Source organism: Nesterenkonia alkaliphila, from assembly GCF_009758175.1.
In the GTDB taxonomy this organism is placed as follows: Bacteria; Actinomycetota; Actinomycetes; order Actinomycetales; family Micrococcaceae; genus Nesterenkonia; species Nesterenkonia alkaliphila.
On the sequence record NZ_WRPM01000021.1, the window covers coordinates 1 to 13,540 of the forward strand.

Consider the following 13,540-nt stretch of genomic DNA (forward strand, 5'->3'; position numbering starts at 1 on the left):
GTGTATTCACTTACCTGAAGTGAGACTCAGTCAGAGACTGAGCTCACTCAGCGGCACGCTGCCACTGGTCGGCATTCCAGGTGATGCCGGTCTGCGCAGCTGTGGTCCGGACGTTCTGGATCTCAGCGTCAGCAGCGAAAATACCTGGGTGGACGAACAGCGGAATGCTCATCAGGTCATCCCACAGGATCCGCTCGATCTCCTGAATCAGCGGGATGCGGGCCTCCTCGTCCATGGTGACCACCAGCTCGTCCCATGCGGCGTCGAGATCCTCGTTGCTCCAGTTGCCGTCGTTCTGACCGCCCTCAGAGTGGTAGAGGTTACGACCGGAGGCGATCTGACCGGAACCGGCCCAGGCGAAGAGAGCTACATCCCAGTCGCCGGTCGGAATGACCTCGGCGAAGAAGGCCTCGTGCCCACCGTCGGAGATATCGAAGCCGGCCTCCGAGCACTGCTCAGCGATCAGCTGCACCTGGTCGGAGCGGCGCGGGTTGGGCGCCTGGTAGCCGATTTCGATCTCGACGGTGTCGTGGCCGGCCTCATCGAGCAGCTCACGTGCCCGCTCGATGTCCTGCTCGTCGTAGCGGCCGTCATAGGCCTCAGAGACGACCTCGTCGTAGTGCTCCTGGTAGTTGAAGACCTCACGAGCGTTGAGCAGCTGAGCATCCTCAGCCAGCGGAGCGATCAGGTTGTCAACGATCAGCTGACGGGGCACGCAGAGAGCGAATGCCTCGCGGACTGCGTGATCGTTGAATGGGGAGGCGGAACCGTGGTTGAGGTCCAGGTGCTCCCAGGTAGCCAGCTCCTGGTTGAGGACATTGATATCGCGGTTCATACCCTCAAGGAGATCCAGGGTGTCAACGGTGGCCTGGGGTGCAATGACGTCGACGTCATGGTTCTCCAGGGCCTGCGGCATCACACCATCATCCAGGAAGTGGAAGGTGATGCGCTCGGTGCCCGGGCCACTGCCCCAGTACTCCTCGTTGGCCACCAGGGAGAGGTACTCACCAGTGGAGTAGGAGTCCAGCACGAAGGGACCGGAGGAGGGCATCAGTTCAGTATCCGGAAGCTCGCCGCCCTGGACGTGCCAACCGGTGTTCCAGAAGTCCGCCACGTCAACGAGGGCAGCTGAATCTTTCTCGTAGAAGGCTTCAACCAGCTCCTCGACGCTCATACCGCCCTGCTCTGCCAGCACATGGGCCGGCTGGGGGCCGCCGACCAGCAGCTGCCAGTCGACGTAGACGTAGTGGTCGGAGAACTCCACGGTGAAGGTCTTGCCGTCAGGGTCTCCCTGCGGTCCCTCCGGGATGTACATACCCAGGGTCTGGGAGGTTGCGTCGAAGAGGTTGGCGGGCTCGTCGTACTCGACATCTTCGTCTTCTGCCGCGGCCGCTGCCTCGTCCTCGTCATAGTCCGGGTTGGGGAGCCCGGGTGACTGAGTGCCCCAGGTCACCACGAAGTCGGCCACGGTGATGGGGGTGCCATCAGACCAGACCGCGTCGTCGGAGATGGTGTACTCCACCACCATCGGGGAGGACTCCTCCTCATTGATGACCGGCTCACCGTTCTCGTCGAGCACGGTATTGCCGTCCTCGTCCTCCTCGTAGACGGCGTTGCCCTCGTCGACCACCTCGGTGGAGCCGAACTCGTCGAAGGTGTTGATGGAGAGGTCAGTGCCGAAGTACCAGAAGCTGGAGCCCATCAGGCTCACAATGGCGGAGTTAGTGGTGTTGTTGGCGGTACGGGCGTTGCCGTTGTAGGAGACGAAGTCCACATCGGCGACACTGACGTGGATCTCATCCTCGTTGGTCTCAAGGTCGAGGTCCTCGCGGACTCCGCTGCCCTCAGCGGCTTCGCCGCCCTCCTCACCGTCCTCGCCCTCGGCGCCGTTGTCGCCACCCTCATCAGTGGTGTCGTCGCCGTTCTCGTCGGTGACGTCGTCACCGTTACCGGTGTCCTCGTCATCGCCGGGGGTGCACCCCGACAGAACCAATGCGCTGGAGGCCAGGATGGCTGCAGCAGCAGAGAGTTTGCGTAGTTTCACGTGTTGCTCCTCATGCAATAGGTGCGAAGTGGCTGGTGGAGTGTTGTGCGCACCACACCAGCACTAAGGTGCTCACCAGATTACGACCGTCCAGCTCGATCAGTGAGACGTTTGACCTGCTGTAACCGAATCGTTACTGGACCCAAAACCGCCCCGGAAGCTGTGCTAGCGGGCGCTACGCAGAAGTCAAGTCAGCTGCGTCAATATTCTCGAAACACACTCCGCCCGGGGCTCGCGAGAGCTGGTTACCGGTGAGTTCCGCGGTATTCCGCCGAAGTCCGAGTCCAGGAAGAATTCAGGTTTACACCAGGTTCCCCAAGGTTTCTGTCCCGTAGACACAGCTCACGAAACACAGCCGTAACGCACGGTGAGCAGCAGGTGAACAGCACCGAGGATTCTCGCAGACCGAAATATTACTTAATGTTACGTGCCGTGTCGCATCTCACACTGCGCTTCGGCTATGGCGAGACGTCCCGGACCCCCCGCAGTGCCCTCTCACCTGGAGCGTTTCAGTACAGTCCTAGCGTCGCCAGAGCTGCTCGGGATCAGAGGTTTCACCCTCGGACTGACGCAGCGCCTGGGCCGCCGCGACAAGCTTCTCGTACTTGGAGTTCTTCTTCTCCAAGCCCTTGGTCTGGCGCAGCGGGAGCATGATGGTGCGCTCGGCCTCGATCCCGGCCTGCAGCTGGCGGCCGCGCTCTAGCTCCGAGTCCAGTTCGGCGCCGAAGAGCAGCACCATGTTCATGATGTTGACCCAGAAGAGGAAGATGATCACGCTGGCCAGCGCCCCGTAGGTGGCCTCGTAATTGGCGAAGTTCATCACGTAGATCGCTACTGCCAAAGTGGTGATGATCATGGCGACGATCGTGATGGTGGCACCCGGGGTGATCCACTTGGGGCCCGGCCGGCGGATATTGGGGGTGAAGAAGTAGAGCAGACCAATGGCAATGGCCGCGACGATGATCATCACGAACGGAGTGGCCCAGTTCCAGATCGTCACGAAGGTCTCCCCCAGGCCGATCACATTGCCGATGGCCTCGGCCACGGGGCCGGAGACCACCAGGGTCACTCCTCCGATGGCCACCAAGAGGATCATCGCCACTGTGATGCCGTAGAGCATCGGGCGCAGCTGGATGAAGCTGCGGCCCTCCTCCACCTCCCAGATCCGGTTCATAGCGCGGGAGAAGGCGTTGACGTAGTTCGATGCCGTCCACAGGGCCAGCAGAATACCGACGGCCAGGCCGAGGCCGGCCCCGCCGACCCCGGTGATATTGCCCACCACCGTGTTGACGGTATCCATGATGGCGCGGTCATTTCCGGTGAGATCAGCCACCATGTCCACAAAGAAACCGGTGACCCGGTCCGCCTCTCCGACCAGGCCCAGAATAGAGACCAGGGCGATCAGAGCGGGGAAGATCGAGAGCACCGTGTAGTAAGTCAGGGCCGCGGCCATATCAGTGCACTGATCCCGGCCGAACTCCGCGGCAGCGCGCTTGAAGCTGTACTTCCAGGTGGTGCCGGTGAGCTTGACCGGGGACTCAGCCTTTTTGCCGTGCTCGGCACCGTCCTCCTCGGCGTACTCCTGCCGCTGACGTGCCTTCACCAGGTAAGGCTGGTCAGCAGCGGCGGAGACTGTGCCGGGCCGGGCGGAGTCCTCGTAGGTGACCTCTCCGCCAAGGCTGTCCTGAGCCTCCACCTGCTGCTCGCGCAGCTGGTGAGGTGTGAGTCCGGGCTGATCAGCTGGGTTCTGGTCGCTCCTCATAACCCCAGACTAACGACTAAGACTCGAAATTATCCCGACGTGTCTTCAGCAAATCATCAGTATGGGTGATCTCCGCCGGCATCGAGTTGTTGAGATAGCCCGAGCGGGCAATCGCCATGGAGCCCACCGCCGAGGTGAGCAGCTGGGCGATGATCGCCACCGAGGCTTTGATCAGGTTCAACCAGCTGAAGTCCATCAGCAGCGCCCCCACTACGATGGCGGCCACCCCAAGCCCGGCGGAGGTGCCCACCGCAGAGGCCCGCAGGTAGAGGTCGGGAAGCTTGAACAGGCCGATTCCGGCCACGATGATGGTGGCGATGCCCAGGAAGATGAACACCACCCCGGCACCGTGCGCAATAGTGTGCAGCTCCATCAGCGGCGACCTCCAGAGCCGAGCCGGGCCATCGAGATCGCCGCCATGAAGCCCAGCAGGGTAGCGATCAGGATAATGTCGAACAGCGCCTCGATATTGGTCCGCAGCCCAATCAGCGCGATGAACCCAATAGTGGCAAAGAAGATCAGGTCGGCCGCCACTGCCCGATCGGTGATCTTGGGGCCCAGGTAGGCGCGTACACCGGCCAGCAGCATCCCTGCGCCCAGCAGAATCAGCGCGACTTCGAGGGTGATCTCCGAGATCATGGCTCATCACTCCCCTCATGCTCATCTGAGGGTACGACGACGGGGGCTTCAGTGGGCCGGGAGAGGTCGCCCGGCTGCCGGCGCAGGGCACGCAGCATCCTGTCCTCCATCTCCTGGATCTCAGCCACCAGCGACTCCCGGGAGTCAACAAACATGCCGTGCACATAGAGGATTTTGTGCTCCCGGCTGATGGAGAGGGTCAGGGTGCCCGGGGTCAGGGTGATCAGGCAGCTGATCAGCGTCCATTCGGTGTCCGTTTTGCTGGCCGCCGGCACCGCGATGATCGCCGGATTGGTCTTCATCTTCCTACGGGGGCGCAGGATATCTGCGGTGACGTGGACATTGGCCAGGAGGAACTCCTTGGCGTACCAGAACATGAAACTGATGATCCGCACCGGCCACATCATGAGCCCATCACCGCCTCAACGTACTCTTGGGGGTTCAGCAGATTCTCTGCGGCGGTCTCGGAGAGCATCATGAGCAGCTCGGCGCCGAAGCCGAAGAACACAGTGATCCCGGCCAGGATGGCACCGGGGATGATCAGTTTGGCCGGAATCTTCACTGCGCGCTCCCCGGAGAGCACTGCCGACATCGTGGCGGTGGGCGGTCCGATGGTCAGGGTGGGGTTCTCCGCCTGGGCCTGGACCCGCAGGTAGCGCTTGCCGTGCATCCGCTCCTGATAGGTCAGCGCGTTCTCCTCCAGGTCAGCCGGCGGCTTGCCCATGAATACACCCACCCAGATCTTGAGCATCGAGAGCAGGGTGAACACTGAGACCAGCACCGCCACTGCGGCCACCCAGTAGTGGGCCTGCTCCAGGGTGGCCATGATGATGCTGAACTTGGCCACGAACCCGGAGAACGGCGGCAGCCCGGCCAGGGAGAGTGCGGCGATCATGAAGATGATCGCGATCAGCGGCTCCCGTTTGGCCATCCCGCCCAGCCTATCGATCTCCCCGGTGCCGTAGGTCTCCTCAATCGCCCCGGTGGAGAGAAACAGGCTGGCCTTCACAATCATATGGTGCAGCAGGTAGAAGATGCCCGCGGTCAGCCCCAGCCCGGTGAACAGGCCCACACCGATCAGGATGTAGCCGATCTGGCTGATCATATGGAAAACCAGGATAGAGCGGGTGGTCTTCTCACCGATCGCTCCGAGCACCCCGACGAGCATAGTCAGCGAGGTCACCAGCAGGGCGACCCAGAGGAACTTCTCATCCCCGTCGAAGAGGATCGAGTAGATCCGGTAAATGGCGTAGATGGAGACCTTGGTGTGGATCCCGGAGAACAGCGCGGTCACCGCCGGGGAGGTCATCGGGTAGGTGCGCGTCAGCCAGCCGTGCACCGGCACCACGGCAGCCTTGATGCTGATGGCGGTGAGTACGACGCCGCCGCCCACCGCCACTGCCGGATCCTCCACAGCTGCCCCGTGCAGCTCGGCGAGGTTCACCGTGCCCGCGGTGGCGTAGACCAGGCCGATGCCGATCAGCAGCAGGGTGGAGGCCAGCAGGTTCACCGAGACGTAGATGCGTGCGCCGTGGGCGCCGAGCTTGGCACCCATCATCGCCAGCAGCCCGTAGCTGGGCAGCAGCATCACCTCGATGAACACGAAGAGGTTGAAGATGTCTCCGGTCATCAGGGCGCCGGCAACACCGGCCATCAGGATCAGCACGAAGGGGTGGAAGAACCGGGCGCGGGCCTCGTGGGTGGCCATGGCGAACATCACGGAGGTGATACCCAGGATGCAGATGATCATCAGCACCAGCGAGTTCAGCGCGTCTACCACAAAGGGGATGGCGATCTGCGGGGCGAAGTCCCAGAAGCCCACCTTATGAGCCAATACGGTCCCGTCATGGGTGGCAATGACCAGCAGCACGGAGAAGGCGAACAGCGCGGTCAGCGTGCCGAGGCTGATGACGTGCCTCAGGCGCTTGTTCTTGCGCACTGCTGCACCCACAGCGCCCATCAGCAGCGGGATGCCGACCAGCAGGGGAAGCAGTGGTGGGAGGATCTCGGTCATCGGTCACTCCCTTCATCTGCATTCGGCGGCTCAGCGGCGTCATCGTCCTGGGCAGTGAAATCACTGGCTTCGAAGTCATGCACAGGCGACGACGGGGAGGCGTCAGCTCCCCCGGTTGCCGCACCCACAGCGCCGGTGGAGTCGGTGTCCACCTTGGAGCCGGCGGCGTCGTCCTTATCCGGTGCGGTGAGCACCTTGGCCGGGGAGTCCTCATCATTCTCCGTGTCATCGTCACCGGTGGTGGTGATCGCCAGGGTCACCATGAACATCGTGATGGAGAAGGCGATGACGATGGCGGTGAGCACAAAGGCCTGGGGAAGTGGGTCTGCGCCCTCTCCGTAGTCGGAGGTGCCGATATAGGGCACTCCGCGGAAAGCGGTGTTGCCTGCGGCGAAGAGCAGCAGATTGGCCGCATGGGAGGCCAGGATGAAGCCCAGCACAATCCGGATCATGCCGCGCTGCATAAACAGATAGACCGCAGCCGCTGTGAGCAGTCCCACTGCGATGGCGATACTCATCCGCTCTCACCTCCCCGGTCGCGGGACCATCTGCGGCGCCTGCGGGCCAGTGCCGCCGCGCCCCAGCCCTCACCCTCGGCCTCCAGCGGCACGTCCCCGGGGTCCTCACCGGCATGCATCTCCACCTGATCGATCTCCCCGGTCTGCTGGCCCTGGGCCTTCATATGGGCTTTGAGCAGCTCGGCAGGGTAGCGCTGAGCCTGCCCGAGCCGGTCCAGGGCCACCAGCACAGCGCCGATCACCGCCAGGTAGATGCCCAAATCGAAGATCAGCGCTGTGGTCAGGGTGAAGCCGGCCTCAGTGCCCCATGGCAGCGGCAGGCCCTCCCAGATGACGATCGGGCGCAGATAGGAGCCTTGCGCGCCGTCCAGGAAACCGAAGAGGCCCACGACTGCGCCGATGATGATCCCGCCCACGATCACCAGCGCGTAGTCGAAGCGGAGTTTGACCGCGGAGTCGGAGGGGGCCACCAGGTAGCGCAGGGCGAAGAATCCGCCGAGCACCAGGGCGGCGATGAATCCACCGCCGGAGTCGTAGTGGCCGCGCAGCAGCAGGATCATGGAGAGCAGCACGATGAACGGAGCCATCCAGTTGAACACGCTGCGCATGGCCTGGGTGTTGTCTGCAGCATGGTCCAGCGGGGTGCCGATCCACAGCCTGGACTCTGCCGGGTGGGAATCGGAGGTGGAGAAGGCGGAGTTGAGCACCGCCAGGATGGCGAAGCCGGCCACGCCGAGCACGGTGAGCTCGCCGAAGGTGTCCAGAGCGCGGAAGTCCACCAGGATCGAGTTGACCGTGTTCACCGCGCCCACCGTCTCGTAGGTTTCCTCCAAATACCACTGGGCGGCGGCGGACTGGCCGCGGCGCCCGGTGAGCGCAAAGGTACCGACGAAGGCCATGGTCCCGAAGGCCAGTGCCACAGTGGCCGCCACAGCGGTGCGGGTCTTGGAGACTTTGTGGAATTTCCGGGGCAGTTTGCGCAGCACCAGCACCAGGACCACTACGGTGAGGATCTCCACCAGCAGCTGAGTCATGCCCACATCCACTGCACCCAGGGCAAAGTACCAGGCGCCGACCACGAATCCGGCACCGCCGGCCAGCACCACAGCGGCGGTGCGGGACTCGGCGATCACGGTGCCGAGCAGGAAGACGGCCAGCAGTCCGATGAGCACCCAGTCGGTCATCCGGGTATGGCCTTCGCTGAAGCTGCCCACCTCGCCCACGTTCAGCACACCGGCGACGAAGATGCCGCCCAGGAAGATTCCCGGCACAGCAAGGTGCAGGCCGTGGATATCAGTGCGGGTGAGGTCACCCACCCGGCGGCCGAAGGCGATGGAGCCGGTGCGCAGCTGCTCGACCACCTGGACCCCGGTCCAGGGCAGGATGGTACGCGGAATCAGGCTGTCCAGCCGCGTCCGGGCCAGTACTGCGATCAGGCCCAGCCCCATGATCGCCACCGAGAGCATCAGATCGGTGCTCAACCCGCCGAAGAGGTAGAAGTAGGGCTCATAGTCGCTGGTGGTGGAGGCCTGCACGGAGGCGGTGATCAGTTGGTCGAAGAGGAAGGGCGCGAAGCCCAGCAGCCCGGCGGCAGCCGGCAGCAGCGCCGGCAGATAGAAGCTGGCCGGGGCCTCATGGGCGGCCTCAGGTGCCATCGGCCGGTGGGCGTGGTCCTCAGGTGAATAGCCCGCATCGTTCTTACCCACCCCACGGTAGCTGGTGAAGACTCCCAGCACAATACGACCGCAGTAGGCGAAGGTGCCCACTGCGGCGAGCACACCCAGGATGGTGATGGTCCAGGTCAGCCCGGGACCGAACAGTGCCGGCTCGTGCTCGGCGGAGAGCATGCCTTTGAGCAGGTTCTCCTTGGACACGAAGCCGAACAGCGGGGGGATCCCGGCCATGGACAGGCAGCCCAGCAGGGTGATCACAAAGCTGACCGGCATGGTTTTGCGCAGCCCGTTGAGCTCACGGATATCGCGGGTGTGGGATTCGTGCTCGATGATCCCAACCATCATGAACAGACTGGACTTGAACAGCGCATGGGCGATCACGTGGATCGTGGCTCCGGCGATGGCGGTAGGGGTGCCGATGCCGATCACCGCTACCAGGAAGCCCAGCTGAGAGACCGTGGAATAGGCCATGATCTCTTTGATGTCGTGGCGCTGCAGCGCGAAGAGGGCACCGATCAGCGCGGTGATCAGTCCGCAGGTGATCAGCAGGGACTGCCAGATGACCACGCCTTCGAAGACCGGAGAGAAGCGCAGCAGCAGATAGATGCCGGCCTTGACCATGGCTGCTGCGTGCAGATAGGCCGAGACTGGTGCCGGGGCGACCATCGCATCGGGCAGCCAGAGGTGGAACGGGAACTGGGCGGACTTGGTGAAGGCGGCAAAGGCGATGAGCACCGCGATAACCCCGGTGAAGACAGCGTCCTCACCCCAGGCCTGGTGCTGCAGGGCCTCGGAGAGGCTGGTGGTGCCGGTGCGCACGATGATCCACAGCACCGCGGTGAGCAGCCCGAGCCCGCCGGCCATGGTGATCAGCAGGGTGCGCTGAGCCGGCGCCGGAGCCTTGTCACCGGAGCGGTTGATCAGGAAGAAGGAGCACAGGGTGGTGAACTCCCAGAAGACGAACAGCAGGATCATATCGTCGGCGAGCACCATGCCGGACATGGCGAAGACGAACAGCAGCATCCAGACGTAGTAGTCGGAGGTCTTCTTCTTGGGGCTGAAGTAGCGGGCCGAGTAGGCCATCACCAGGGCGCCGATGAACAGCACCAGCAGCAGGAACACCATGCCCAGACCGTCCAGGCGCAGGCTGATGCCCACGTTGATGGTGGGGATCCAGGGCAGATACTCCTGGGTGGTCTCGCCCCCGGTCAGTCCGGAGAGCCAGGGCAGTGTCAGTAAGCCCAGCACGAGCAGGACCGCAGCGGCAAACCATCCGGTGTTGCGGCCCAGCAGAGTGTGCACTGCGGCAGCGGCCGGGACCAGGAGCAGCGTGAGAAAAAGGAGAACCAGCAGGCTCAAGGCAGCGGTCCTCCTCAGGGCTCAGGTACGTACGGTCAGCGGTGCAAGGGCGCGAGACGCTCAGAGCATCCTACATTCGCTCCGATGAACGCAGTATTGCGCTGCTTGCTTCGCCGACCAGACTTCCCGGCACACCATGTTGTGGAATCACCCTAACCAGCGCCGCGGCCAGGGGCAAAGTCAGACCACTACTGGCTCACCACTCCGCAGGCGATCCGGCTGCCAGTGTCCCCGGTGGCTTGGGACTCCTGGTCCGGGCCGTAGGGCGCATACCGGGAGGGGATGTTCCCGTGGTGGTCGGGGTCTGAGTGCACTATGACGGATCTGCCCCCGTCTGCCAGCAGCAGCTCCTCACTGAGCCGGTCTGTGACGAACTCGATGCTTCCGGTGCCGTCCTGGTTGATCAGCACATTGGGGAAGTTCCCGGCCCGGTCCGGGTGCGGGACCTCCTGGTCCTCCTCAGCCGGAGGCTGCTGGGCGAGCGCGCCGGCGGAGAAGCCCCCGCCCTCCCAGGTTTCCTCCTCGGCAGTCTCATCTGGGGGCGCCTGCTCGCCGCCGTTCTCCGGCAGCTCCTCCTCCTCGAGCTCCTCGCCCTCGATCACGTCCTCGGTGGCCGGCTCACCCTGTAGATGACCGCCGGCTGAGTAGAAATCGCCCACCTGACCCCATTCGTTCTCCGACTGGATCTCGCAGAGGCCGTGCTCATGGACGGACACAGCGCGGAATCCGGGGGTGAGGTTCCACAGTTCGATGGAGACCAGCACCCCTGGCCCCTCCTCCTCGTCCAACTCGGTGAAGCTCACATGCCCGAGATCGTTCTCCGCGACATCAATCAGCTCAGCGGAGGCGAAGGGCTCGGTCTCGGTGTCCTCCTCCGCCTCCTCCTGCGCGCCCTCGGCAGGCGGGGCGGTGGCCTGGGCGGTCTGCTCCGGCTCTGGTGAGGAGGCGGCGTCGTCGTTTGTGTCCTCGCCGTTGCCGCAGGCGGTGAGTATCAGTGCGGTGCTCAGAGTGGCGGCAGTCAGGGCCGGCCAGCGGTGGGTGAAGCTCATGGGGGCACACTATAGCGCCGGCGGCTGGCAGCGCGCTTGCCGGATCAGGTGTAGAAGAACCGGACGGCGTGGAAGAACACCGGCGCGGCGAAGCACAGCGAGTCCAGCCGGTCCATGATCCCGCCGTGACCGGGGATGGTGGAGCCGAAGTCCTTGATACCGCGGTCGCGTTTGATCGCTGACATCACCAGACCGCCGGCGAAGCCCATCACGCAGGAGACCAGGGCCAGTGCTGCTGCGGCCAGCGGGGTGAAGGGGGTCAGCCACCACAGGGCGGCGCCGAGCGCGGTGGCCGAGAGCACCCCGCCGATGAACCCCTCCCAGGTCTTATTGGGGCTGACCTTGGGCGCGATCGGGTGCTTGCCGAGCGTCTTGCCCCAGATGTACTGCAGCACGTCGGAGCCCTGGACCACGATGAGCAGGAACAGCAGCAGATGCGCCCCGGCGGCCCCGCCGGAGCCGGAGGATGAGCCCTCGGCGGCCTCGCGCCCGACCTCCATGGCCACCGGCAGCTGCAGCAGCGCCGGGGCGTGGCTGATCGCATAGACGCAGACCATCAGGGCCCACTGGATGCTGGCGGCCCGCTGCAGGAAGCCCTTGGTCTGCCCAGCCAGTGCGTTGCGGGCGGGCAGGAACAGGAAGGCGTAGACCGGGATGAACACGCTGAACATCCCGTACCAGTGCTCCCAGATAAACCAATAGTGCACTGCCGGGATGATGAACACCAGCCAGACCAGGACCTTATGGTCCCCGCGGGTGGTGGGTGAGATAGTGATGAATTCGCGCAGCGCCAGCAGGGACAGCAGCAGGAACAGGATGATAGTCACCGTCTCCCCTGCCGCCAATGCGGCACCGATCACCGCGACCATCAGCCACCAGGCATTGATCCGCTGCCGCAGGTTGGTGATGGTGCTGGTGGGGCCAAGCAACTTGGCCAGGACAGCGGCGGTGAGGCTGGCAAGGATCAGAACCAGTACGACGCCGCCGAGCAGCCTCAGTGCCGTATCATCCAGCAGCCCTACCTCCCAGCCGCTCACTGCCGGGACTCCGGGGTGTCTGGGCCGGCCGGATTCTGGGCAGCCGAATTGTCTTGGAAGGTGGTCTGGTGCTCGATGAGGCAGTCGATGAGGATCTGCCGCGCGCGCGCCAGGAAATCCTGCTGCTCCTCGCCGGATTCGATGTGGATGGGGTCGCAGAACACCACAGTGGACAGGTGCGGGACCGGAATCAGCTCTCCTTTGGGCAGGATCCGGCCCACATTGGCCAGGGTGACCGGCACCACCGGGATCTGCGGGCTGTGCTGGGCCAGGCGGTAGAGCCCGCCGCGGAAGGCAGCAATCGACTCCCCGTCGCCGCGGGTACCCTCCGGGAAGATGATGAGCGAGTCACCGGCATCCAGCACCTCTGCCATACCTTGGATCTGACCCTTGGGGCTCACCCCGGATCGGGACTCGCGCTGACGGGTGCTGTTGGAGCCGTGCCGGTCCACCAGATAGGCATTGAAGATTCTCTCGGCGATTCGTTTGCGGACGCCGGAGCCCCAGTAGTCCTTGGCGGCGATGGGCCGGGTGCGCTTTTGCAGCTCATCGGGCAGTGCGGCCCAGATGGTGAGAAAGTCCAGATGGCTGCAGTGATTGGCATAGAAGATGGCCTGGTCCGGCAGCTCCGGATCCGTCTCCCCGTGCTGGCTGATCACCCGGGCCCCGGCGAAGCCGGTGATCACCTTGGCGAGGCTGCGTTTGGCGAAGCTCATGGCCTGCCCCGGCCTGACCTGCTGCGCAGTACCGCACTGATCCTGCGCAGCCTGCGCAGACAGGTGACCAGCGAACCCGCAGCAATCAGGCCGAGCGTTCCTAGCAGCACCCAGCCCGGGGTCCAGGGCAGCCAGGGCTCAGCGATCGCAGCCAGGCAGCCGGCCATCAGCAACCACATCCGGTGCGGTTTTGCCAACGGGCCGTCGAAGAAGTTCCCGGTCCCCAGAGCCGCACCCAGGCTGCGGATATAGGCGGTGAGCACCGCCAGAATCGCGGCGCTGAAGCCCAGCAGGAGGCCCAGATCCACCTTCCCGGCCGTGACCAGGCCGGCTGTGGCCAGCCCGGCGGAGCCGATGAGGAGCACATCGGCGATCCGGTCCGGCAGCTCGTTGTAGATATCGCCCACCGGGGAGCTCAGCCCCTTCTCCACGGCGAGCATGCCGTCGAGCATATTCAGCAGCAGCCGCAGCGGGATGCAGAGGGCGGCTGCGGATAGCAGGGCGGCGCGGGCGGCGTCGTTGTCTGTGTGTGCGGAGGCGATAAGGGCGGCGGCCCCCACTGCGGCGAAGAGCACCGATCCCACCGAGATCTGGTTGGGCGTGAGCTTGGCAGCGGCGAGCGCATCGGCAGCCTTGGCCGCCCACCGGGTGCTGCGCTGCCGGATCTGCCGCCGGTCTGTTCCTTGACTCATCGGCTCAGTTCGCTCCTTCCGTCCAGACCACACGCTA

The 13,540-nt window shown here is 64.3% G+C and carries 12 protein-coding genes; all 12 read right to left on the bottom strand.

What is annotated here, in order from left to right:
* Positions 1-43: 43 nt before the first annotated feature.
* The 12 genes from GNZ21_RS02755 to GNZ21_RS02810 all read right to left on the bottom strand — a co-directional run bounded on the left by GNZ21_RS02755 (position 44) and on the right by GNZ21_RS02810 (position 13,503).
* A complete protein-coding gene (locus tag GNZ21_RS02755) occupies positions 44-2,044 on the bottom strand; it encodes an ABC transporter substrate-binding protein (RefSeq protein ID WP_188503485.1) in 2,001 nt (666 codons plus the stop codon).
* A gap of 520 nt (positions 2,045-2,564) precedes the next feature.
* Positions 2,565-3,806, bottom strand: coding sequence for a YihY/virulence factor BrkB family protein (locus GNZ21_RS02760; RefSeq protein ID WP_157321136.1), 1,242 nt, complete (start codon positions 3,804-3,806; stop codon positions 2,565-2,567).
* Positions 3,807-3,822: 16 nt separating this feature from the next.
* A complete protein-coding gene (locus GNZ21_RS02765; RefSeq protein ID WP_157321138.1) occupies positions 3,823-4,179 on the bottom strand; it encodes a cation:proton antiporter in 357 nt (118 codons plus the stop codon).
* Positions 4,179-4,445 carry a monovalent cation/H+ antiporter complex subunit F gene (locus GNZ21_RS02770; RefSeq protein WP_157321139.1) on the bottom strand — a complete coding sequence of 89 codons (267 nt, stop codon included), beginning with the start codon at positions 4,443-4,445 and terminating at the stop codon, positions 4,179-4,181. The genes GNZ21_RS02765 and GNZ21_RS02770 overlap by 1 nt, the downstream gene beginning before the upstream one ends.
* Complete coding sequence (locus tag GNZ21_RS02775) at positions 4,442-4,852, bottom strand: Na+/H+ antiporter subunit E (RefSeq protein ID WP_157321141.1); 411 nt, start codon at positions 4,850-4,852, stop codon at positions 4,442-4,444. Before GNZ21_RS02775 ends, GNZ21_RS02770 begins: the two co-directional genes overlap by 4 nt.
* Positions 4,849-6,459, bottom strand: coding sequence for a monovalent cation/H+ antiporter subunit D family protein (locus GNZ21_RS02780; RefSeq protein WP_157321143.1), 1,611 nt, complete (start codon positions 6,457-6,459; stop codon positions 4,849-4,851). The genes GNZ21_RS02775 and GNZ21_RS02780 overlap by 4 nt, the downstream gene beginning before the upstream one ends.
* The gene (locus GNZ21_RS02785) at positions 6,456-6,977 is read right to left on the bottom strand and encodes a sodium:proton antiporter (RefSeq protein WP_157321145.1); all 522 of its coding nucleotides are present in this window, start codon (positions 6,975-6,977) and stop codon (positions 6,456-6,458) included. Before GNZ21_RS02785 ends, GNZ21_RS02780 begins: the two co-directional genes overlap by 4 nt.
* On the bottom strand, positions 6,974-10,009 hold the full coding sequence (locus GNZ21_RS02790; RefSeq protein ID WP_157321146.1) for a DUF4040 family protein: 3,036 nt from the start codon (positions 10,007-10,009) through the stop codon (positions 6,974-6,976). Before GNZ21_RS02790 ends, GNZ21_RS02785 begins: the two co-directional genes overlap by 4 nt.
* A 188-nt stretch (positions 10,010-10,197) precedes the next feature.
* Positions 10,198-11,058: a superoxide dismutase family protein gene (locus GNZ21_RS02795; protein ID WP_157321148.1), complete on the bottom strand. Its 861-nt coding sequence runs from the start codon at positions 11,056-11,058 to the stop codon at positions 10,198-10,200.
* Positions 11,059-11,102: 44 nt separating this feature from the next.
* Positions 11,103-12,095, bottom strand: coding sequence for a phosphatidate cytidylyltransferase (locus tag GNZ21_RS02800; protein WP_229659392.1), 993 nt, complete (start codon positions 12,093-12,095; stop codon positions 11,103-11,105).
* Entirely contained in the window at positions 12,092-12,811 is a 720-nt protein-coding gene (locus GNZ21_RS02805; RefSeq protein ID WP_157321150.1) for a lysophospholipid acyltransferase family protein, read from the bottom strand. Before GNZ21_RS02805 ends, GNZ21_RS02800 begins: the two co-directional genes overlap by 4 nt.
* Positions 12,808-13,503 (bottom strand): CDP-alcohol phosphatidyltransferase family protein, encoded by a 696-nt coding sequence (locus GNZ21_RS02810; protein ID WP_157321152.1) that lies wholly within the window; start codon positions 13,501-13,503, stop codon positions 12,808-12,810. The genes GNZ21_RS02805 and GNZ21_RS02810 overlap by 4 nt, the downstream gene beginning before the upstream one ends.
* Between the last annotated feature and the right edge of the window lie 37 nt (positions 13,504-13,540).